Origin of the sequence: Nocardioides soli (assembly GCF_014191495.1) — a bacterium.
GTDB classification, from domain to species: Bacteria; Actinomycetota; Actinomycetes; order Propionibacteriales; family Nocardioidaceae; genus Nocardioides; species Nocardioides soli.
Map to the genome: position 1 here is coordinate 956,327 of NZ_JACHWR010000001.1, position 20,130 is coordinate 976,456.

Consider the following 20,130-nt stretch of genomic DNA (forward strand, 5'->3'; position numbering starts at 1 on the left):
TTCCTCCTCGTGCGACCCGACTGCCGCATCCACCCGACCGTAGCCACGCTCGCCGACAGCCGCAGGAGAACCGATGACCCTGCCCGCCACCTGCCGGCACGCCGACACCGTCCCGGTCGAGGTCCGTGACTCGCTCGACGCCGGCACCGTGCCCACCACCGTGCCCACCACCGTGGTCGCGCACATCTGCCGTGGCTGCCACGAGACCCTCCCCGCGGCGTGGGGCTGCACGGACTGCTCGTGGGTCGAGGAACGCGCGATGTGCGAACCGGTGCCGCGGCTGCTGCTCGCCCACCCCTGCCAGGAGCACGCATGACCGAGATGTCCGACGAGCTCCGCGCCGCCGTGCAGGCCGCGCTGCGGCGGCAGGCCGACGACCTCGTCCGCCGAGCGTACGCAGCAGCACCGATCCGGCCCATGCCCGGCTGCGTCCTCCCCGAGCCGGACGCCGACGGCGTGTACCGCATCACCAACCTGCCGCACCACCCACGCAAGCCCGAGACCGGCACCAGCTCGACCTTGGAGGGACCCGCGTGACCACCCGCCACACCCCGGCAACCAGCACCGGCGACCGGACGACCCCGGCCTGCCACTACGACCGCGAGACGAAGACCCGCGTCATCCGCGTCCGCCGCCCCGACGACCAGGGCGCCGACCCCGACGAACTCATCCCCTGCGAACAGCCGCACTGCGTCATCTGCCAGCGCGAACACACCACCCACGCCCAACCCCTCACCTGCCCCACCTGCATCGGCGAGGTCAGGCGCGACCTCGAGGACATCCGCTGGCTCGCCCGCCACCTCCGCTGGCAGGCCGCACGCGGCGACGGGCTCGCGGTCCCCTCCGCTCGGATCCCCGGCGGCGACGCCATGGTCGTCATGGCCCGCGCCGGCGCCGACGGGCCCGACCTCATCTGGTCCCCCGACCTCAACGAGACCCACCGCCCCGACGACGTGGTCCCCCTGCTGCTCCCACTGGTCAGCTGGGAGCACCAGTGGCGCGCCCACTTCGGCCACACCGCCAGGTCCACGGACCGGGCGCCGGTCACCGCGATCACCCACTACCTCGCCGACCACCTCAACGACATGGCCCAAGCCGGCGCCCACGGCACCGCGGCGGGCCCGGACTGGCCCGGGTTCGCCGCCGACATCACCGCGCTGCGCCGCCAGCTCGAGGCGATCCTCCACGACGAGCACGAGCCCGACCGCGGCGTGCCGTGCTTCGAGTGCGACCGCCCCCTGGTCCGCCGCTTCGGCGACCCGCGGCCGTGCCGCCACACCACGCCCGCCCGGGCGCACCTGGTCGCAGTGGAGGCCCGGGCCGCGGCCGGCCGCGCCATCCTCGCGGCGATCGCGTCGTACCCCGAGCTCCGCGGCCGCGACTATCCCCACGGCTGGACCCCTCACGAGCTCGCCGCCGCTCGGCCGCCGTCCACCGCGGAGATCTCCGCGGCCCGCCGGCCGTGCGACGCCTGCGCTGGCCGCGGCCAGGGCGGCATCGAGGACCCCAGCGTGGGCCAGTCCTGGGAGTGCCTGGGGTGCCGGCGCCGGTACACGCCCGGCGAGTACGCCCACGCGGTACGCCGCCACCTCCTCACCTCGGGCCCGAACGGCGACGGGTGGACCCACATCACGATGGCCGCGGAGGCGGCGTCGACGCAGACCGGTGCGGTGATCGCGCCGGGCACGGTGCGGAAGTGGATGGACACCGGGAAGGTCCGGGCGTGCTGTCGCTGGTCGTCCACGGTGGACGGGAAGAGCACTGGGCGGGTGCCGGCGTACGACGAGCCCGCCGGCCGTGGCCATGCCGCGGTCGTGCGGGCGTTCGCCGGGCGGGTGCAGTCGGTCCGTGGTCTTGCGCTGGTCTACTGGCCCGACGTGGCCGACCGTGCAGCGGATCTCGTCGTACGGCAGGCCGAGGTCGAGCGGGCCCGGCGTGAGCGGGCGGAGCAGGCGCGGCGGTTCTACGCAGCGCTGGCCGCGAAGGGCATCACCAAGACCAAGCCGGCGCTCGCGCTGGGGAAGAGCATGGGCATCCACCCGAACCGCGTGCGAGCATTCCTCGACGAGCTCGACGCGGCCCGCGAGAAGGAGACGGCATGAGCGCACCCACCCGACTGCCCCAACGGAAGCCGATCGGCACGTGCCCGGTGTGCGGCGACCCGGTGCTGTCGATCGAGGGCGAGACGGTGAAGATCGACGTGCCGCCGATCTCGCCCGACTCGCCACCGAACACCACTGCGATCCCGGGCCCGTCCCACCGGGTGTACTGGCCGTGTGGTCACCGGGAGGACCTGTGACGATCGCGGATTCGTACGCCGACATCCTGCCTACTGACTGGAGCACCCGCCCATGAGCGTCAACGTCATTCCCTGCGTCGTCAAGGACTGCCCCAACGAGACCGCTGGGTTCGAGGCCGGGGGTCGGTTCCTCGACCACGCCGGCACCCGTTGGCTCTGCGCCGAACATAAGGACACGCCCCCGTCCGAGCGCTGACCCGGGGGGCTGCATCTCCGCTACTAGCAGTTGAGCTGGCGAGCGCCGCGACGCACCATGGAGGCGTGACCCAGTCGCAGCCAGAGCAGAGGCCCGACGTCGAGCCAGTCGGCGTCGACGACGTCGAGGCGTGGCGCGACCTCCAGGACGTCCTCGAGGAACGCGACCGCGAGTACTGGGCCCGGACGTACGCCGACGACGAGTCCTAGCAGGACCGCGTTCCTGGAACGCCTGCGGCTGTCCGTGCTCACCGGCATCATGGCCGCGTGACCGGCGACATGGCTCCATGGCCCAGTACTCCGCGTCCCCGCCGCTGGCGCGTAGCGCTGGGCCTCAGCCTGGCTGCAGTCGTCGCCACAGCCGCGCTCGCCGCACTCGGCTGGTGGTGGGCCGGCACGACCCGGACCGAAATGGCCCAGTGGTTCATGGCTGGCGCCTCGATGCTGACGCTCGTCGCAGCTGTGGTCGCGGGCGTCTATGCGGCAGGTGCGTTCAGGCTGGAGAGCGATCGCGAGGAGCAGTGGTCCGTTGCTCAGCGCCGTGCACAAGCCAGGCTGATCGCGGCCTGGCCAGATAGCGTGCACCCGTATCACGAGTCGAACATCCATGACTCGGCGTCGAGTGAGCCTGCGCTGGTGTTCGTCGCATTCCGAAACGCTTCGGATCTGCCAGTCGTCCAGGTCAAGGCCGACGTCTACGTGAACGTCCGGCCCAAGTACGCCGGGCGCTACGAGGTGACGACCTACTCACTCGGCGGCGCGTCGATGCCGGTGCTCCCACCCGACCTTGAGCCGAAGCTGGTTGGGGTTCGCACCGACCGGCCTGAGGGAATGCCTCAGCGACTCGGCCTTGCTGGGGAGGTCGAGTACGACGTGACGATTGAGTTGACGTTCACCGATTCCGCCGGCGTTCGCTGGTCCCGGTCGACCGAGGGACTGCTGATCGACCTTGGCGACGCGTGGCGGGGCGTTGCTTGACAAGCGTGAACCTCTTGTTGTCTCATTCCCTCAAGAACCCGTATGCCCAGACACTGGCGCAGCGGGTTCTTGTGCGTCAGGAGTAGATCACGCGAGGTAGGTGACCACCTCGTGTCCACCGCCGCCCGTGACGACCTCTGGATCGACTTCCTCGAAGACGGCCTCGTCGGCCTCCGCGGCCGCGACCCCGACCCCGCCGACACCGGCGCCCCGGTCAAGACCTGGACCACGCCCGGCGAGCTCGCCCGCGACCTCGACCCCACCACCCGCCAGACCCCCGCACTCGACGCCATCGACTCCGCTCTGGTGGACGTCGACGCAGGCCGATGCGACCGGCTGATCATCACGATGCCCCCGCAGGAGGGGAAGACCACCCGCGTCAAGGCCGGCGTGCTGTGGATGATGACCCGCAACAAGCGCCGCCGCGTCGTCGCCGTCTCCTACGGCAAGGACCTCGCGATCGAGTTCGGCCGCGACGTCCGGTCCTGGATCACCACCTCGACCGGCGTCGACGGCGCCGCGAACCTCGGGATCCGCATCGCACGCGACAACGGGTCCGTCTCGAACTGGACCCTCGAAGGGCACCGCGGCGGCCTCCGCAGCGTCGGCATCGGCGGCGGCATCACCGGCCGGCCCGCCGACGTGATGGTCATCGACGACCCGATCAAGAACCGCGAGGAAGCGGACTCCGAGGTCTACCGCGCGAAGGTCCAGCGGTACTGGACCAGCACGCTGTCCACCCGCCTGGCCCCCGGCGCGCCGGTGATCGTGATCCTCACCCGCTGGCACGAGGAAGACCTCGCCGGGTGGCTGCTGAAGCGGCCCGACGGGCACCGGTGGCGGGTCGTGAACATCCCGGCCCAGGCCGACCACGACCCGAACGCCGGCGAGACCGACATCCTGGGGCGCGAGCCGGGCGAGTACATGGTCTCGGCGCGGATCGACGAGCGCACCGGACAGCCCCGCACCGCGAAGGACTGGGAGCAGATCAAGGTCCAGGCCGGGTCGGCGGACTGGGAGTCGCTGTACCAGGGCAACCCGTCCCCGCCGTCGGGCAACATCGTGCACCGCGACTGGTGGAAGTACTACGCGAGCCCGTTGTGGATCGTCCGCGATGACGGTGCGCACATCGTGACCGAGTACGACGTGATGCTGATGTCGTGGGATATGGCGTTCAAGGACACCGACGCCTCCGACTACGTCGTCGGGCAGGTCTGGATGCGCCGGGGCGCCCGGGCGTACCTGCTCGACCAGGTCCGCGGCCGGATGTCGTTCGTCGAGACCCGGCGCCGGTTCAAGTCGTTCGCCGCGAAGTGGCCCCAGGCGATCGCGAAGCTGGTCGAGGACAAGGCCAACGGCACGGCGGTCATCAACAGCCTCGAGATGACGGTCGGCGGGATCATCCCCGAGGACCCCGGGAACAAGGGGAAGTCGGCGCGGCTGCAGGCGGTCTCGCCGTTCATCGAGGCCGGGAACGTGTGGCTCCCGGATCCGGCGCTGCTCAACCCCTCGACCGGTGAGCCGTGGGCGCCGTGGGTGGACGGGTTCGTCGAGGAGCACGCCGCGTTCCCGTCCGGGTCGAACGATGACCAGGTCGACGCGGACTCGCAGGCGCTGAACCGGCTGCTGCTGCAGCCGCTGCTAACCGGCGAGACGTACGACGAGGACGACCTCGACGACGAGCTGGCGGACTACGCGATCAGCCACTGGTGACCTGCTGAAGATCCCCCACTCTCAGCCCAGATCCTCCGAAGTTGCGCACGAGAGGCGGTGACTGCGGTGACGCTCGTCGAGACCACCCCCGAACCGTCGTACGACGACCTCGTCGTCGAGCTCGGCGCCGTGCGCGAGTGGAACGGCGTCCTCGAAGAGGCAATCTCCGACCTCGAGCTCGCCGCCGACGAACGCGGCTGGCGGCTCGCCTCGATGCAGCTCGAGCAGGAGTTCTCCCGCCAGGGCCTCGAGCGGATCGTGGAGAACTGCCGCGTCGCCGCTATCGCCTCGCCGCTGATCAAGCGCGGCATGAAGCTCCGCGTCGGCTACGTGTGGTCCCAGGGCGTGTCCGTGCAGGCGCGGGCCGGCGAGGCGGAGGCCGCGAAGGGCGGCCAGGACGTCAACGCGGTCGTGCAGGCTTTCTGGGATGACCAGTCCAACCAGGTCTCCCTGACCTCGTCCGAGGCGGCCGAGACCAACGAGTGGGGGCTCGGCACCGACGGCCAGATCGTGTTCGCGTTCTTCACCGACCCACTCACCGGCCGCGTGCAGGTCCGCACCACGCCGTTCCAGGAGATCACCGACAAGATCTCCAACCCGAACGACCGCGACGAGGTGTGGTTCTACGCCCGCTCCTACACGGTCCGCGTGATCGAGCCCGGCTACTCCGGCCTGACCCGGTCCAGGGTGGAGACCCGCCGGGTGCTGCACCCCGACCTGCGGTTCTGGCCGGCGCAGCGGCCGAAGAGCATCGACGGGATCCCGGTGCTGTGGGACCAGCCGCTGCTGCACGTGACGGTGAACCGGCCGGCGCACTGGAAGTGGGGCATCCCGGACGTCTACGCGGCGCTGCCGTGGGCGCGGGCGTACGAGGGGATCCTGACCGACTGGGCGAAGCTGGTGAAGGCCCTGTCGAAGTTCGCGTGGCGGCTCACCGGCGACCGGTCCAGCAAGGCGCGGCGGGCGGCGGAGAAGCTCGCGCACGCGCTCCCCACGCGCATCGACGCCGACGCGGCGCTGCTCGGCGCCGGCACCGTCGGCGACGTCGCCGCGATGGGCCCGGGCGTGAACCTCGAGGCCATCCCGAAGTCCGGGGCGACCATCGACGCCGACGCCGGGAAGCCGCTCGCCAGCCTCGTGGCCGCGGCGCTCGGGGTCTCGGTGGTCGACCTGCTCGCCGACCCGGGCGTCACCGGGGCGCGCGCGGTCGCCGAGACGATGGACAAGGGCATCGTCGGGGAGATGAACCTGCGCCGCGCGACGTGGCGGTCGGTCATCCAGACCATCACGACCTACGTGATCGAGCAGGCCGTCCGGGCGCCGCGCGGGCCACTGTCCGGGACGGTGGTGCGGGACCCGCGGACCGGGGTGGAGACCATCACCCTGGCCGGCGGCACCGAGTCGACGGTCGAGGTCGTGTTCCCCGACCTCAACGAGCTGGACCCGGTGAAGCTCGTCGGGGCGATCGTCGAGGCCGACTCCACCGGGAAGCTCGGCACGCCGCGGCTGGTCGCGCAGCTGCTGATGCGGGCGCTGCAGGTCGACGACGTCGACGAGCTGCTCGACGCGATGTTCGACGAGGACGGCCAGTGGCTGCCGGGGATGGACCCCGCGCCCCGCTCCCGCACCGCGGGCGAGGAGCTGCTGCGGCGTCACGACCGCGGCGAGGACCCGCTCGACGACCCCGACGGCGGGCCCGAGGACGAGCAGTAGCCGCCGGCGATGGCGAGCAGGCGTGAGACCCGGCGCCTGCAGCGTCAGCTCGACGCGCAGCTGCGGAGGCTGACCGATCAGGTCGAGCGGGACCTGATCCGTGCGTGGGCGATGGCGTGGGACGAGACGTCGACGGACCTGACGGCGCTGCTGGTCGACCTGCTGACCGCCGGCGAGCAGGTCACCGTGGCCCAGCTGCTGATGGCGACCCGGCTGCGGCGGGCGCTGGCCGAGGTCGCCGACCGGCTGGAGCGGCTCACGGCGTACGCCGGCGTCCGGGTCACCCAGGATCTGCGGCGCGTGGTCGACATGGCCGGCGGCGCGCAGGCCTCGATCATCGACTCCCAGCTCCCCTCGGGCAGCGGCTTGGTCGACCTGGAGTCGTGGGCGCGTGTCGACCCGCGGCAGGTCGAGGCGATCGTGGCCAGGTCGACGCAGCAGATCACCTCGCGGATGCGGCCGGTGTCGGCGTCGGCGTACGACGTGATGCGGCGCGAGCTGATCCGTGGCGTGGTCTCCGGGTCGAACCCGAGGGTCGTTGCGCGGCGGATGGTGGCCCGGGCGCGGGAGCCGTTCGCTGGCGGGCTGACGCGGGCGCTGACGATCGCGCGGACCGAGATGCTCGACGCGCACCGGGCCGGCGCCCGGGCCGGGCAGGCGCGGCACGCCGAGGTCCTGCGGGGCTGGATGTGGCTCGCGTCGCTGTCCACGCGGACCTGCCCGGCGTGCCTGGGCATGCACGGGCAGGTGTTCGACCTCGACGTGCCGGGCCCGGACGGTCACCAGAACTGCCGGTGCGCGCGGATGCCCGTTGTGCGGCCGTGGACCGAGCTCGGGTTCGACGGGATCGAGGAGCCGGGCCCGTTGGCGCCGGACGCGGACGGGTTCTTCGCCGGGCTGACCCCGCGGGAGCAACAGGCGATCCTCGGGCCGCGTGGCTACCAGGCGTGGCTGGCGGGCCGGTGGCCGCGGTCGAAGTGGGGCGTACGTCGCTCGAACGACGGGTGGCGGGACTCGGTGGTGCCCGGGAAGCCGCCGCGGCTGCCGGGCGGGACCGCTGGGCGGCCGCCGCTTCCGCCGGCTCGCGCGCCGCGCGGGCTCGACGACGATCCGGCCCAGCGCGCGGCGGACGCGATCATCGCGCGGGCGACGAACGCCGAGCCCGCGGTGACGAAGCTCGTTCAGGAGGTCGCAGCCACCGCGGGCGGGCGGCTGGAGCGGCTGGAGTTCCGGCTGAAGAGTCGGGCGTCGATCGTCGACAAGCTCACCCGCCCCGGCGTCGACCTCGCGGAGGCCGCCGAGAAGATCAAGGACTCGCTGCGCTACACGATCGTGATCCCGCGGCGGAAGTACGCGCGCGGCGGGCAGAGCGCCCGCGACGCGCTGGCCGAGGCCGGGTACGTGCTCGTCAAGTCACCGGCCGGCTGGCCCGGGGCGGGCTACCGCGGCGTCAACCTCGCTGTGCGGGCGCCCGACGGGACCGTGTTCGAGGTGCAGCTCCACACCGCCGCGAGCCTGCGCGCCGCCGAGGCCGCACACCTGATCTACGAGGAGCAGCGGCGTCTGCCAGTCGGATCGAAGCGGTGGCTGGAGCTGGAGGCGGAGATGGCGAAGATCTTCAACTCGGTGCCCTGGCCGCCCGGCCTGCCGCGGATAGACTGAGACCATGCGGTACTGGCGGACCCCCCTCGTGAGCGGTGGCCATCTGTACGCGCGCACGTATCCCAGCGGCTACCGGGCCGATCGGAAGTCCCCAGGCGGCGACTGGGTCCGCGACGACTACCTGTGGTCGGAGATCCGGAACACCGGCGAGTGGGAGCCCGCCGCGGCCGCTGAGGTCGCGGCGTTCGAGGCTGCCCGGCTCGCGGCTGCGTCCTGACCGGGGTCTGACCCGGGTTCTAGAGCGGCGGCCGGCGGGGGTCGTCGCCGGCTGACGGCATGTAGGCCGTCGCGTCGCACCACTCACACTTCTCGACCATCGCGAGCCCGCCACGCCCGCCGGGCGCGAGCTCGGCGAGCACGAAGTTGTGCGCGCCCGTCGGCGACGTGCACTCGCCGTCGTCGTATCCCACCCGCCGCACGCTACCCGCCATGCCCTCGACAAGGGAGGTCCCGTCATGCCCAAGCTCGTCCAGGAGACCGGCCGCATCACCGAGGCCGCCGTCGCCGCGGCGAAGAAGACCGGCCGCCTCCCCGTCCAGCTCGTCTCCCCCGGGATGGGCTCGTCCGGCTACTACTCCGCCGAGGTCCTCGAGCAGGCCGTCACCGACGGCCTGTTCCCCGCCGGGATGCAGATGTTCGCCGACCACCCCACCGCTGAGGAGGCCAAGGCCCGCCCCGTGCGGTCGATCAAGGACCTCGTCTCGGTCAGCGTCACCGAGGCCCGGATCGCGACCGACGACGACGTCGCATCGTGGGGCGCCGACCCGGGCGCCGTGGTCACCGAGGCCGACATCGCTCCGGCCTGGCGCGACCTGGTCGAGAACTTCTCGACCGCGATCGGGCTCTCGATCCGCGGCGACGGCGAGCTGGCCGAGGGCGTCATCGACGGGAAGCAGACCAAGATCGTCGAGTCCCTGGTGCACATCCAGTCCACCGACTGGGTCACCCGGGCCGGCCGCGGCGGGAAGGTCCTCTCCCTCGTCGAGTCCGCTCGCGCGAACGCCCGCGCGATCGAGCACGGCATCGACGAGGCCACCGTCAACGACACCCGCGAGGCCCTGCAGACCGCGCTCCGCGACGCATACGCGGCCGCCGACCGCGTCTGGGTGTACGTCCGCGACTTCGACGAGTCGACCGTCTGGTTCGAGATCGAAGGCGCGGGCGCCGGCGACAACGCCGGCACCTACGGCCAGGCGTACGCCACCGCGAGCAACGGCGCGATCGCGCTGTCCGGGACGCGCACCGAGGTGCGGGTCCAGACCCAGTTCGTCCCGGTCACCCGGCCGGGCAGCACCACACCCACCACCGAGGAGTCCGAGGAGGACACCATGGGCAAGATCCAGCTCGAGGAGGCGGAGCACTCCGCGCTCACCGAGAAGGCCGGCCGGGTGGACGCTCTCCTGGAGGAGAACGCGACCCTGAAGGCCGAGAACACCTCCCTCAAGGAGGCCGACGCCACGCGCACGCGGAACGCGCGCGCCGGCGAGATCGTCGAAGCGCGCGCCAAGGAGGCTGGCGTCTCCTACTCGCCGCTCGAGGTCAAGGGCCTGTGCGTCGACCTCCCGGTGACGGAGGACGGCGCGCTCGACGAGGCGGCGTTCACGAAGGCCGTCGACGAGGACGCCGCGGGCCGGAAGGCCGCTGGCGGCGCCGGCAAGGTCATCGGGCACGGCGGGGCACCGTCCGGCGGCGGCACCGTCACGTGGGCGGAGATCGACGAGGCCGCAGGCCTCAGTGAGAAGAAGGGGGCCTGATCATGGCCAAGAACTGCATCCTCGCCCCGACCGAGCCGGCCCGGGTCCTCCCGGTCCCCGCCGGCACGGTCTCCGGGGCACCGGTGAAGGTCGGCGGGTTCGTCGGCGTCGCCGCGGCCGACCGCGCCGACGCCGCCACGAAGAAGGGCGCCGTGGGCTGCCCCGACGGGTACGCCCCGGTCGAGGTCACCGGCCTGTGGGAGGTCAAGGTCCCCGAGGTCGTCGCCGCGGCCGGCACCGCGATCTACATCAAGGCCGACCAAACCCTCACCACCACCGCGACCGACAACACCCTGTTCGGTCACACCGAGCCCATCATCCAGCGCGGCGTCCCCATCGGCGCGACCAAGGTCGTCGACTCCGGCGGCGTACAGGGCACCGTCTACGTCCGTCCCGTGAAGGTCTGAGGAGGCCCCGCGATGAACATGTCCCTTCTCGAGATCGCCGAGTCGATCTCCCAGGAGACCTCCGGCACCACGCCGGCGTCCTACCGGCGCCGCCTCGAGGCCCGCCCGGGCCTGATGGAGACCGCGCTCGGCATGGCCAAGCTCATCGGCCACTACCGCGAGGGCTCCTCGCGGGCCGCGCTGGAGATCAACGAGGCCCTCACCACCAGCGACCTGGCGCAGTACGCGTCCGGGATGCTGATCGACCGGGAGATCCAGCAGAACTACCCGGCGCTGCCCACGCAGTGGCCGAAGTTCCTGACCCCGACCACGGTGAAGGACTTCAAGCCGAAGTACATGAGCGAGCTCGTGCTCGGCGCGCAGGTCTTCAAGGATGTCCCGGAGCGGACCGGCTATCCGATGGCGAAGGGCCCGCGGCTCGCGGAGTACCCGATCAGCGCGAAGAAGACCGGTCTGATGTACGGCTGGTCGTTCGAGGCGCGGATCAACGACGACCTCGACCAGTTGCTGATGGTGCCGAACGCGTTCCCGCAGATGGCGGTGGACACCGAGGACGACCGTGGCCTGCGGCTGCTGATCAACCTGGAGACCGGTGCGCTGAACACCGGCTTCTTCAACGCCGGGAACGGCAACGTCGGCACCCTGAAGCTGAACCCGACGAACCTGCAGACGGTCGTGACGTCGCTGCGGACGAAGCGGGATCCCGACACCGGCACGATCATCCCGTCGGGTCGGCTGCAGCTGGTGGTCGGCTACGCCCTGGAGGCGGAGGCCGAGCGGATCCTCGCGGCGGAGAAGCTGCTGGTCTCCGACGGGAACGGCGGCTACCGCGAGGAGCCGAACCCGCTGCGCGGCAAGGTCGACCTGGTCGTGAACGAGAAGCAGCTCGGTGAGTCGTGGATCGTGATGCCGAAGCCGGGCACCGCGATCCGGGCGCCGTTCTGGTTCGCGAAGCTCCGCGGCTACGAGTCGCCGGACTTCCGCTACAAGGCGGACGGCGGCCGGTCGATGGGCGGCGGGGACGTCGTGGCCACGGAGGGGTCGTTCGACGACGACACCGTGTGGTTCCGCGGCCGGCACATCATGGGCGCCGCGCACGGCGACCCGACGCTGACCTACGGGTCCGACAACAGCGGCGTCTGAGGAGGACGGCATGGCTGAGAAGAAGATCGAGGGTCGGCACCTGCTGACGGAGAAGGACTTCCGTGAGGTCGTCGGCCCGGACGGCGAGGAGCTGCCGTCGGTGCCGAAGCACTGGGGCGAGGACCAGCTCGCGCCGGGCGCGAAGTTCAAGGCGAGGTCCGGGCGGTCCAGCGGCTCCGGCTCGTCGGGCTCGGGCGGCAGCGGCAGCACGGGCGCCACCGGGGCGACCGGCGCCACCGGCGCGACCGGGGCGACCGGCGCCACCGGCTCGTCGGGCTCGGGCGGCAGCGGCAGCTGACCGCACCCCCCTTTGGTGGGCGGAGTGGTGACCCGCCCCGCCCACCAGCACCACCCACGACTCTCGAGAGGAGGCCGCCGTGGCCGAGTCGACCTACACCTACGTGCTGACCGAGCCGGCCGGCCAGGTCCGTCTCCTCCTCAACGACATCCCGGTCGGCGACCCCGCCACCGCGGTGTTCTCTGACGCCGAGATCGACGCGTTCCTCGCCCTCGAAGGCGACAGCGTGAAGCGCGCGGCCGCGCAGGCGATCGACACAAACGCCACCAACGAGGCGCTCGCCTCGAAGGTGCTCCGCACCCAGGACCTGCAGACTGACGGCGCGAAGCTCGCCGACGCCATGCGCAAGCACGCCGCCGCGCTGCGCGCCCAGGCCGACGACGAGGACGAGAACGACGGGTTCTTCTTCGAGGTCCTCCCCCTCACCGGCGCCCCGTGCCGCACCGAGCGCACCCAGTACCCCTACGGCTGCTGATGCCCCGCCCGACGCGCGCCCACGGCCGTCCCGACACCGAGGTCATCCCCACCGACTGGGCTGCGTCGCATCGGCCGGTCGCGGAGAAGACGATGCGCGCCGCGACCGTCGAGCTGCGCCACCCCGGCACCACTCAGGCATGGGACCCGGGCGCCGAGCAGATGGTCGATGTCCCGCGGGCGCCGTACTGGACCGGCACGGCGCGGGTGCAGATGCTCGCGACCCGAGACCAGGTGAACGTCGTCGTCGGCGACGTCGAGTACGTCGCCCAGTACCGGATCGTCGTCCCGGCCGCCGTGGCGCCGACGCCGGCGGATCTGTGCACGGTCACGGTCGTCGACGACGCCGTGCTGGCCGGCCGGACGCTCACCGTCGGGCTGGTCGCGACGGGGTCTCTGATCTGGGAGCGCGACGTGTACGCCGCGCTCGTCTCCTGACCTCCTTCCGTCCACGGCTCCCCCGGCTCCCCCGGCTCCCGCGGCTCCCGCGGCTCCCGTGCGGGCCGGGTTGCACGCGTCCCGACCAGTCCTGAGGAGGGCCGTGATGGGTGCACACCTCGACGTCTCGCAGCTCGCCGCGCTAGGCGTCCGCATCGCCGGCGCCGGCCCCGCCGTGCAGGCCGGCGCCCGGACGGCGCTCACGCGGACCGCGTACGCCATCGAAGGCGACGCGAAGGTCCTCTGCCCGGTCGACACCGGCAACCTCATGGGCTCCATCTCCACCGACGTCGACGGCACCACGGCCGAGATCGGCCCGACCTCGGACTACGGGATCTACGTCGAGCTCGGGACCTCGCGGATGGCCGGGCAGCCGTTCATGGCGCCCGCGTTCGAGCGCCGTGTCCCGGAGTACGTCGACGCGCTGGCCACGATCGCGACGGCGGCGTTCTGACGATGGCGATCAGCAGGCGGCTCGTCCTCGACGCGGTCGCCGGCCGGCTCGCGGCCGTGACGAACGCGACCGGCTACCGCGGGCAGATCGGCGCGCGGTACGGCCTGCCTGGCGTGGTCGGCACGCCGGACGAGCCGCCGACGAAGACGGGCACGGACCTGCGAGTGCAGCCGTACTTCATCCTCGAGCCCGGCGTCGGCCGGCCCCTGCCCGGCGAGGGCTCACTCGGCGGGCCTACTGATCCTTTCCGTGACGTCGACGCGCCGTACGTCGTGCGCGCGGCCGCCGGCGACCACGACGACCTCCTGGCGCTCGTCGACCGCATCGACGCCGTCCTCCGACCGCCCGGCGGCTGGGCACCGACCGTGGCCGGCGCGGTATGCGGGCCGCTGGTACCGCAGCCGGGCTACGAGCCGCCGCTGCTCACCGACAACGGCGTCACGCCGCCGCGGCTCTACGTGCCGCTGCAGTACCGGCTCATCGCCCACACCTAAGCCCCCGGAAGGCACTGCCTCCCGGGGGTTCGTCATGCCCTCACCCAGACCCATCAGGAGGCACCCATGTCCGTCGACGGACTCACCTCGGCCTACCGGGTCGACACCGGCGAGAAGGTCCGCATCCCGCCGCACTGGCTCGACCACCCGACCCTCGGGAAGCCGTTCCGGCGGACCCCGAAGTCCCGCGCCGCCGACCAGGCCCACGCGGGCTCCACCAGCAGCGACCCCGACAGCGGCACGCCGGCGGGGTCGGACCTCGACACCCCCACCAGCGGAGACGGCGACCCGGCCGCTCCCACCGAGACCCCGGCCGCCGGGGACTGAGGAGACACCATGCCCAAGAGCCTGGCCGACGGCCACTCCAAGCTCACCCTGCTCACCGCCAAGCCCGTCGACCCGTTCAACCCGACGGTGACCGAGCTCAACGCCGGCGTCGACGTGTCATGCGCGGTCCTCGCGTCCGACTTCACGTGGTCGGCGACCGACTCCGACAAGGTCAACGAGAAGGCGCTGTGCACCACGAACAACGCCAACGCGATCGGCGCCAGCAACTTCCAGGCCGGCCTCACCATCTTCCGCGAGTTCGATGAGGCCGACGGCGCCGTCGACCCAATCGCGGACGTCGCCTACCAGACGGTGAAGGAGAAGGGCACCACCGTCTACGGCTACCTCCGTGAGGACGGGAAGCTCGCCACGCAGCCCTGGGTCGCCGGTGACGAGGCGCTGTACCTCGAGGTGCTGACGGACAACCCGCAGCGGCCGCAGAACGCGGGTGGCTACATCAAGCGGCGGGTGCCGATGGAGCCGCAGAACGGTGGCGACGTGACCGTCGCGGCCGCGACGCCCTGATCGGCGGCTGCCCCACGAACGGGGTGGCGGGCGCTACGTCGAGGTCGCCCGCCACCCTCCCCTCGCTTCACCTATCTCGATGACCTCACCTCGACGACCAGCTGCACACCAACCTCGACAGGAGCACGACCATGAACGACCACACCGACCAGGCCCTCGGCGACACCACCCCCGACCAGCCGACCCCCTCGAGCACCATGACTCCGTTCGGTGACCCCGCCGGCGCGCCCATCCAGCCCGAACGGCCCGCCCCCGACGCGACCGTGCGGCAGTGGACCCTCGAGCAGATCCTCGACACCGCGAAGCGGCCCCGCCGCCGCGCCAAGATCTGCCTGCGCGCCGACCTCCAGGCCGAGTACGACCAGTGCATCTACGAGCTCTCCGGACTCATCGACGCCCAGGGCCGCGTGATCGTCGACGACGAGCGGCCGGTCGGGGAGCAGTCGGCGAGGGCCCGCGCGAGCGAGCTGGCCGACCGGATGGTCGCCCTGCGCCGCGAGATGGCCGCGTTCATGTGGTACCCGCTGTTCGAGGGGCTCGACTCCGACGCGCTGCAGGCGTTCAACTCCAAGCACCGGCCGAAGCCGAAGAGCAACGGCGAGGGCCCGGACATGACGGAGTACAACACGCTGCTGATCGCGGAGTGCTCGGTCGAGCCGCGCCTGTCCGTGGATGACGTGCGGGCGCTGCGGAAGAAGCTCGGGGCCGCGGCGATGGGCGAGCTGTCGGCGACCGCGAACGAGGTCTGCGCGAAGGGCGGCGTGGATTTTCCTCAGCTGCCGAGCGGCTTGGCTCGGCTGCAGGAGCGGTAGCCCGCCGGATCGTCGCGACCGCCCGCGGCCTGGGTGTCGCGCCGACGGTGTTCGCGGGCCTGCGGCAGGTGACGACGACGTACCTGTACGAGGACCCGGAGCACCCCGACCGGGCCACGGGGTCGTTCGAGTCGGTGGCGTACACGCCGGAGGACCAGGCGCTGCTGCTGGGTCTGGCGGCGTACGAGCACCAGCAGCAGCACGGGGGCATGGGTTCGTGCTCGTGTGGGTGGCCGATCGAGGTGGCGTGGCACTCGGAGATGGACGGCTGGTTCGGGACGCTCGACGTCGTTTGTCACGTGTGCACGGCGCGTGCTGGGAAGACGGTCACGCACACGATCGTGCGTGACACCCGGCCGGCTGGGCATCCGGCGTTGCCGCCGTTCGTGCTCGGTGTGACCACCACCGAAGCCTGACTTCTCCCCGTCCCCGTCTCCGTTCTGGCCCCGCCGTTGTGCGGGGCCCTTCGTCGTTCATGAGAGGCGGTGGGCCCGATGGGTGCTGAAGCACGCTCTGTTGTCGTCAGGCTCACCGCCGAGACCGCGCAGTACATCGCGCAGATGCAGGCCTCGGGCCGCATGACGGTCAACGCGATGAAGCCGGCCGAGGCCGCGGTCATGCGGCAGTCCGCGGCGATCGACGACCTCGGCGGGAAGGCCGGAAAGCTCGGTCTCGCCGCAGCGGCTGGCGTCGCGGCGATGGGCAAGGCCGCGATGGACTGGGAGTCCCAGTGGGCCGGCGTCGAGAAGACCGTCGACGGCACGGCATCGCAGCTCAACGGGCTCGAGGACGACCTCCGCGGGCTCGCCCGCACGATGCCCGCGACGCACCAGGAGATCGCCGCCACCGCCGAGGCCGCCGGCCAGCTCGGCGTCGCCACCGAGGACATCACCGACTTCACCGAGGTCATGGTGAAGATGGGCGAGACGACGAACCTGACCTCCGACGAGGCGGCCACGTCGATCGCGCAGTTCATGAACGTGATGCAGACCGCGGCCGGTGACGTCGACGAGATCGGCAACACGATCGTCGACCTCGGCAACAAGGGCGCGTCGACCGAGGCCCAGATCGTGAACATGGCGCAGCGGGTCTCCGGCGCCGGCACGACCATCGGCGCGACCGAGCAGGACGTCCTAGGCCTGTCGGCGGCGATGGCGAACCTCGGTATCCAGTCGGAGCTTGGCGGCGGGGCGATCCAGCGCGTGCTTCTGGGCATCAACACGCAGGTCGCCTCGTCCGGGGACAAGCTCGAGCGGTACGCCGAGGTCTCGGGGATGTCGGCCGAGGCGTTCGCGCAGGCGTGGCGTACGTCGCCGGTGGAGGCGTTCGATCAGCTGGTTCAGGGGCTCGGTCGGATCCAGGCCGAGGGTGGCGACGTCGCCAGTGTCCTGGACTCGATGGGCATCAAGGGGACCCAGAACCTGCAGGTCATGCTACGGCTCGCCGGGTCTGGGGACATGCTCACTCGGTCCCTGAACCAGGCGAACGATGCGTGGGACCAGAACTCGGCCCTCACGGAGGAGTTCGCCAAGCGGCTGGGCACCACGGCCGCTGAGGTCCAGATCGCGTGGAACAACATCAAGGACGCCGGGATCGAGGGTGGCCAGGTCCTCCTCCCGATCATCTCCGAGATCGCAGCACACGTTGCCGACATGGGGGCAGCGTTCGGCGAACTTCCGGACCCCGTCAAAGACATCACCACCGCGGGTCTCGCGCTCACCGCGGTGCTCGGCGGGGGCCTGTGGTTCGGCGCGAAGGTCATCGGGGGCATCACGTCGACCAGAGCGTCTCTGGCGGCGCTGCGGCCCGAGATCGCCCGAGTCGGAACCGACCTCGCGACCCGCTCCGGCGTCCGACAGTTCACCAGCGACCTGGCCATCATGGCGACCACCTCGCGGACCGCCGGCGCCACGAGCGCGCGCGAGCTCGAGCGGACCGCGGCCGCCTCGCAGCGACTCCGGGGCCAGCTGGGCACCGCGGCGCTGCGCGGCGGGGCGCTCCTCGCGGGCCTCACCCTCGCGACAACCGACCTCGCCGACGGCATGGGTCTGGCCAACACCGCGTCGTACGCCCTGATGGGCAGCATCGCCGGCCCCTGGGGTGCCGCGATCGGCGGTGGCATCGGCCTCATGTCCGACTTCCACGCCGAGTCGCGCTCCGCGAGCAAGGCCATCGACGGCTTCAACGACAGCCTCGACGACACCGACGTCGCCAAGATGCTCGCCGGGTTCCAGGCGCTCCAGTCGAAGACGACCGACCTGAACGCGGACCTCGAGGACACCCACTTCATCCTCAGCCGAGGATTCCTTGACGGCATCTCCGACACCTGGTCCGGGATCGTCGACGTGTTCGGCGACGGCGCGACCGAGCTGAACCAGGCCAGCGGCGAGGCGACCGACCAGCTGGTCAACCTCACCGGCGTCCTCCAGGGCGTCGCCCAGGCGAACGGGGACTTCATCGCCTCGGCCTCCAACGGGCTGCAGAACCTCCCCTACGGTGACCTCGAGGACCTCGCCCGCGTCGGGGAGAAGGTCCAGCCGATCCTCGACGACCTCGGGTACTCCCTCGACGACCTGATGTCGATGAAGCCCGGATCGCCAGAGGCGGTCAAGGCGATCCAGGAGATCACCGACGCGCTCGCGCACGCCGACAGCCCGGCCGGTCGAGTCGAGGCGCTCGGGGACGCGATCGATGGTCTCGGGAACGACATGGAGACCACGGCCGACAAGGCCGAAGGCCTCGCCGACGCGCTCGACGCGCTGCTCGACCCCGGGATGAACCTCTCGGAGGCCACCGACCAGTGGACGACCGCGCTGAGGCACCTGTCCGACGACCTCGACAAGAACAACCGGACGCTCCGGGGGAACAGCGACGCGGCGATCAAGAACCGCGACGCGGTCCGCGAGCGGGTCGGGCAGATCAAGGACCTGCTCGTCGCCGAGGCTGACGCCGGCGCGTCGTCGGCGCGGCTGTCGAAGGTGCTGGGCAGTCAGCGGAAGGCGCTGATCGACGCCGGGGCGGCCGCAGGCATCAGTCGCGACGAGATGCGGGCATACCTCAAGGAGCTGGGGCTCACTCCGAAGCTGATCCGTACGGTCATCGACGCCGACACGCGGCAGGCGTTGAGCGCGATGGACCAGGTCAAGCGGATGCTCGACCAGCTCGACGGGAAGCGCGCCCAGACCGTCGTCGAGACCGTCTACCTCCAGACGAACAAGCCCAAGGCGACCCCCGGCAGCCCCGATGGGCTCAACAGGGCCAGCGGTGGCCCGATCTACGGGCCCGGGACGAAGACCTCGGACTCGATCCCGGTGATGGCCTCCAACGGCGAGTTCATGATGTCGGCCGCGGCGGTCGACCACTACGGCCTCGACACCATGTTCGCGATGAACGCCCGTCACCTCGCATCCGGCGGCGATGTCGCCGGACGCGTCGCCCCGCAGGGAACCCTGGACGACCGACTCGCGATCGCGCAGGCCATGCAGTCGATCCGTGACCTCACCCGCGACCTCAACGAGCGGGTGCAGAAGGGCAAGCACAAGGGCGACCTGGTCACCACCGGTATCGACCGGGAACTCCTCGAGCTCCAGCTGAAGGCTGCCCGAAAGGAGCTTGAGAACGCCGAGAGCCGTGAGAAGCGGGAGAAGCGGGAGGCGGCCCGCGAGGCCCGCCGGGAGGCGCGGGAGGCCAAGCAGGCCATCAGGGACGCGAAGGCGGGGCTGGGTATCGCTGCCGGCCTGTCGACGCCGTCCGCAGGTGAGGCCGCCGGCATGGCGACGTGGGACGCGATCGCGGGGTTCCGCGACCAGATCCGCGACGCCGGTGGGAAGGTCGGAGCGAACTTCGACATGCTCGCGCTCAAGAGCGCGATCCTGACTGCCCGCTACACCACGAACGCGGAGAAGATCGACGACCTCAACAACCAGATCGACTCGATCCGGACCGCCGCCGCCGGCTCGTTCATGCACGACCCATTCCAGGGCGGCCTGGCTGACTTTGACCTTCAGGTCGCGGCCGACACCAACGACACCAACGCCATGACCGAGGCGCTCGCCGCGGCGGCCGCGAAGGGCCTCGACGGGCCGCTGGCAGCGGCGCTGGCGTCGAGCGGGAACCTGCTGCTGGCGCAGGCGTTCGCCGGCATGGACGCGGCCGGGATCGAGCGGCGGGAGCGGGCGTACGCGGCGCGCGATGTGGCGGGGAAGGCATTGGGGGACATGGCGGTGCAGGTGTCGGGGCTCGCGACGCAGGTCAGCAGTCTCGTTGCGGAGAACGCCAAGCTCATCGGGCAGATCAACCAGATGGAGGGCAAGATCAAGAACGGGGTGTACGCCGGCGCGTACGACGGGACTGCGCAGCGAGAGCGGGACAGGGACAAGAAGCTCAGGGGCCGTACAGGAGCTGGCCGATGAGCCCGGAGCCCGGCCCGGTTCTGCAGTTCGTC

25 protein-coding genes are annotated in these 20,130 nt (G+C 71.5%); 24 read left to right on the forward strand and 1 reads right to left on the reverse strand.

The genetic code is table 11. The annotated features are described in order from the left end of the window. Positions 1 to 73: 73 nt before the first annotated feature. The 11 genes from FHU40_RS04925 (at position 74) to FHU40_RS04975 (ending at position 8,777) form a co-directional block, all read left to right on the forward strand. Positions 74 to 316 carry a hypothetical protein gene (locus tag FHU40_RS04925; protein ID WP_183591126.1) on the forward strand — a complete coding sequence of 81 codons (243 nt, stop codon included), beginning with the start codon at positions 74 to 76 and terminating at the stop codon, positions 314 to 316. Further along, positions 313 to 537 carry a hypothetical protein gene (locus FHU40_RS04930; protein ID WP_183591127.1) on the forward strand — a complete coding sequence of 75 codons (225 nt, stop codon included), beginning with the start codon at positions 313 to 315 and terminating at the stop codon, positions 535 to 537. The genes FHU40_RS04925 and FHU40_RS04930 overlap by 4 nt, the downstream gene beginning before the upstream one ends. Next, positions 534 to 2,102 (forward strand): hypothetical protein, encoded by a 1,569-nt coding sequence (locus tag FHU40_RS04935; RefSeq protein ID WP_183591128.1) that lies wholly within the window; start codon positions 534 to 536, stop codon positions 2,100 to 2,102. Before FHU40_RS04930 ends, FHU40_RS04935 begins: the two co-directional genes overlap by 4 nt. Then, entirely contained in the window at positions 2,099 to 2,299 is a 201-nt protein-coding gene (locus tag FHU40_RS04940; RefSeq protein WP_183591129.1) for a hypothetical protein, read from the forward strand. The genes FHU40_RS04935 and FHU40_RS04940 overlap by 4 nt, the downstream gene beginning before the upstream one ends. 52 nt (positions 2,300 to 2,351) lie before the next feature. Beyond that, positions 2,352 to 2,495: a hypothetical protein gene (locus FHU40_RS04945; RefSeq protein WP_183591130.1), complete on the forward strand. Its 144-nt coding sequence runs from the start codon at positions 2,352 to 2,354 to the stop codon at positions 2,493 to 2,495. Between the two features lie 65 nt (positions 2,496 to 2,560). After that, complete coding sequence (locus FHU40_RS04950; protein ID WP_183591131.1) at positions 2,561 to 2,704, forward strand: hypothetical protein; 144 nt, start codon at positions 2,561 to 2,563, stop codon at positions 2,702 to 2,704. Positions 2,705 to 2,761: 57 nt separating this feature from the next. Continuing rightward, on the forward strand, positions 2,762 to 3,472 hold the full coding sequence (locus FHU40_RS04955) for a hypothetical protein (RefSeq protein ID WP_183591132.1): 711 nt from the start codon (positions 2,762 to 2,764) through the stop codon (positions 3,470 to 3,472). 111 nt (positions 3,473 to 3,583) lie between these two features. Further along, positions 3,584 to 5,185 (forward strand): phage terminase large subunit, encoded by a 1,602-nt coding sequence (gene terL / locus FHU40_RS04960; RefSeq protein WP_343057727.1) that lies wholly within the window; start codon positions 3,584 to 3,586, stop codon positions 5,183 to 5,185. A 57-nt stretch (positions 5,186 to 5,242) separates the two neighbouring features. Beyond that, the gene (locus FHU40_RS04965; RefSeq protein WP_183591134.1) at positions 5,243 to 6,898 is read left to right on the forward strand and encodes a hypothetical protein; all 1,656 of its coding nucleotides are present in this window, start codon (positions 5,243 to 5,245) and stop codon (positions 6,896 to 6,898) included. A gap of 9 nt (positions 6,899 to 6,907) precedes the next feature. Further along, a complete protein-coding gene (locus FHU40_RS04970; RefSeq protein ID WP_183591135.1) occupies positions 6,908 to 8,560 on the forward strand; it encodes a phage minor head protein in 1,653 nt (550 codons plus the stop codon). A gap of 4 nt (positions 8,561 to 8,564) precedes the next feature. After that, entirely contained in the window at positions 8,565 to 8,777 is a 213-nt protein-coding gene (locus tag FHU40_RS04975; RefSeq protein ID WP_183591136.1) for a hypothetical protein, read from the forward strand. A gap of 19 nt (positions 8,778 to 8,796) precedes the next feature. Here FHU40_RS04975 and FHU40_RS04980 read toward each other — a convergent pair whose 3' ends face one another. Next, positions 8,797 to 8,970 (reverse strand): hypothetical protein, encoded by a 174-nt coding sequence (locus FHU40_RS04980; protein WP_183591137.1) that lies wholly within the window; start codon positions 8,968 to 8,970, stop codon positions 8,797 to 8,799. Positions 8,971 to 9,015: 45 nt separating this feature from the next. On the opposite strand from FHU40_RS04980, the gene FHU40_RS04985 reads away from it, so the two are divergent. The 13 genes from FHU40_RS04985 (at position 9,016) to FHU40_RS05045 (ending at position 20,098) form a co-directional block, all read left to right on the forward strand. Further along, positions 9,016 to 10,314: a hypothetical protein gene (locus FHU40_RS04985; protein WP_183591138.1), complete on the forward strand. Its 1,299-nt coding sequence runs from the start codon at positions 9,016 to 9,018 to the stop codon at positions 10,312 to 10,314. A gap of 2 nt (positions 10,315 to 10,316) precedes the next feature. After that, positions 10,317 to 10,721: a capsid cement protein gene (locus FHU40_RS04990; RefSeq protein ID WP_183591139.1), complete on the forward strand. Its 405-nt coding sequence runs from the start codon at positions 10,317 to 10,319 to the stop codon at positions 10,719 to 10,721. 12 nt (positions 10,722 to 10,733) lie between these two features. Beyond that, on the forward strand, positions 10,734 to 11,864 hold the full coding sequence (locus FHU40_RS04995; RefSeq protein ID WP_183591140.1) for a phage major capsid protein: 1,131 nt from the start codon (positions 10,734 to 10,736) through the stop codon (positions 11,862 to 11,864). Between the two features lie 10 nt (positions 11,865 to 11,874). Beyond that, positions 11,875 to 12,162 (forward strand): hypothetical protein, encoded by a 288-nt coding sequence (locus tag FHU40_RS05000; RefSeq protein WP_183591141.1) that lies wholly within the window; start codon positions 11,875 to 11,877, stop codon positions 12,160 to 12,162. A gap of 79 nt (positions 12,163 to 12,241) precedes the next feature. After that, on the forward strand, positions 12,242 to 12,637 hold the full coding sequence (locus FHU40_RS05005; RefSeq protein ID WP_183591142.1) for a hypothetical protein: 396 nt from the start codon (positions 12,242 to 12,244) through the stop codon (positions 12,635 to 12,637). Continuing rightward, on the forward strand, positions 12,637 to 13,074 hold the full coding sequence (locus tag FHU40_RS05010; protein WP_183591143.1) for a DUF6093 family protein: 438 nt from the start codon (positions 12,637 to 12,639) through the stop codon (positions 13,072 to 13,074). Before FHU40_RS05005 ends, FHU40_RS05010 begins: the two co-directional genes overlap by 1 nt. A 106-nt stretch (positions 13,075 to 13,180) precedes the next feature. Further along, on the forward strand, positions 13,181 to 13,528 hold the full coding sequence (locus FHU40_RS05015) for an HK97-gp10 family putative phage morphogenesis protein (RefSeq protein ID WP_183591144.1): 348 nt from the start codon (positions 13,181 to 13,183) through the stop codon (positions 13,526 to 13,528). A 2-nt stretch (positions 13,529 to 13,530) separates the two neighbouring features. Continuing rightward, positions 13,531 to 14,022: a hypothetical protein gene (locus FHU40_RS05020; RefSeq protein ID WP_183591145.1), complete on the forward strand. Its 492-nt coding sequence runs from the start codon at positions 13,531 to 13,533 to the stop codon at positions 14,020 to 14,022. Positions 14,023 to 14,088: 66 nt separating this feature from the next. Further along, entirely contained in the window at positions 14,089 to 14,349 is a 261-nt protein-coding gene (locus FHU40_RS05025; protein WP_183591146.1) for a hypothetical protein, read from the forward strand. Between the two features lie 9 nt (positions 14,350 to 14,358). Further along, a complete protein-coding gene (locus FHU40_RS05030; RefSeq protein WP_183591147.1) occupies positions 14,359 to 14,874 on the forward strand; it encodes a phage tail tube protein in 516 nt (171 codons plus the stop codon). A gap of 131 nt (positions 14,875 to 15,005) precedes the next feature. Next, a complete protein-coding gene (locus FHU40_RS05035) occupies positions 15,006 to 15,686 on the forward strand; it encodes a hypothetical protein (protein WP_183591148.1) in 681 nt (226 codons plus the stop codon). Positions 15,687 to 15,754: 68 nt separating this feature from the next. Further along, positions 15,755 to 16,102, forward strand: coding sequence for a hypothetical protein (locus FHU40_RS05040; RefSeq protein ID WP_221199509.1), 348 nt, complete (start codon positions 15,755 to 15,757; stop codon positions 16,100 to 16,102). 78 nt (positions 16,103 to 16,180) lie between these two features. Next, the gene (locus FHU40_RS05045; RefSeq protein WP_183591150.1) at positions 16,181 to 20,098 is read left to right on the forward strand and encodes a phage tail tape measure protein; all 3,918 of its coding nucleotides are present in this window, start codon (positions 16,181 to 16,183) and stop codon (positions 20,096 to 20,098) included. The last annotated feature ends 32 nt before the right edge of the window (positions 20,099 to 20,130 follow it).

Excerpts from the sequence above, each read along its gene's own strand:
- FHU40_RS04945 (WP_183591130.1), top strand. The coding sequence starts at position 2,352 with ATGAGCGTCAACGTCATTCCCTGCGTCGTCAAGGACTGCCCCAACGAG.
- FHU40_RS05035 (WP_183591148.1), top strand. The coding sequence starts at position 15,006 with ATGAACGACCACACCGACCAGGCCCTCGGCGACACCACCCCCGACCAG.
- FHU40_RS05020 (WP_183591145.1), top strand. The coding sequence starts at position 13,531 with ATGGCGATCAGCAGGCGGCTCGTCCTCGACGCGGTCGCCGGCCGGCTC.
- FHU40_RS05045 (WP_183591150.1), top strand. The coding sequence starts at position 16,181 with ATGGGTGCTGAAGCACGCTCTGTTGTCGTCAGGCTCACCGCCGAGACC.
- FHU40_RS05030 (WP_183591147.1), top strand. The coding sequence starts at position 14,359 with ATGCCCAAGAGCCTGGCCGACGGCCACTCCAAGCTCACCCTGCTCACC.
- FHU40_RS04990 (WP_183591139.1), top strand. The coding sequence starts at position 10,317 with ATGGCCAAGAACTGCATCCTCGCCCCGACCGAGCCGGCCCGGGTCCTC.
- FHU40_RS05010 (WP_183591143.1), top strand. The coding sequence starts at position 12,637 with ATGCCCCGCCCGACGCGCGCCCACGGCCGTCCCGACACCGAGGTCATC.
- FHU40_RS04995 (WP_183591140.1), top strand. The coding sequence starts at position 10,734 with ATGAACATGTCCCTTCTCGAGATCGCCGAGTCGATCTCCCAGGAGACC.
- FHU40_RS04930 (WP_183591127.1), top strand. The coding sequence starts at position 313 with ATGACCGAGATGTCCGACGAGCTCCGCGCCGCCGTGCAGGCCGCGCTG.
- FHU40_RS04925 (WP_183591126.1), top strand. The coding sequence starts at position 74 with ATGACCCTGCCCGCCACCTGCCGGCACGCCGACACCGTCCCGGTCGAG.
- FHU40_RS04985 (WP_183591138.1), top strand. The coding sequence starts at position 9,016 with ATGCCCAAGCTCGTCCAGGAGACCGGCCGCATCACCGAGGCCGCCGTC.
- FHU40_RS05015 (WP_183591144.1), top strand. The coding sequence starts at position 13,181 with ATGGGTGCACACCTCGACGTCTCGCAGCTCGCCGCGCTAGGCGTCCGC.
- FHU40_RS05000 (WP_183591141.1), top strand. The coding sequence starts at position 11,875 with ATGGCTGAGAAGAAGATCGAGGGTCGGCACCTGCTGACGGAGAAGGAC.
- FHU40_RS04940 (WP_183591129.1), top strand. The coding sequence starts at position 2,099 with ATGAGCGCACCCACCCGACTGCCCCAACGGAAGCCGATCGGCACGTGC.
- FHU40_RS04975 (WP_183591136.1), top strand. The coding sequence starts at position 8,565 with ATGCGGTACTGGCGGACCCCCCTCGTGAGCGGTGGCCATCTGTACGCG.
- FHU40_RS05025 (WP_183591146.1), top strand. The coding sequence starts at position 14,089 with ATGTCCGTCGACGGACTCACCTCGGCCTACCGGGTCGACACCGGCGAG.
- FHU40_RS04970 (WP_183591135.1), top strand. The coding sequence starts at position 6,908 with ATGGCGAGCAGGCGTGAGACCCGGCGCCTGCAGCGTCAGCTCGACGCG.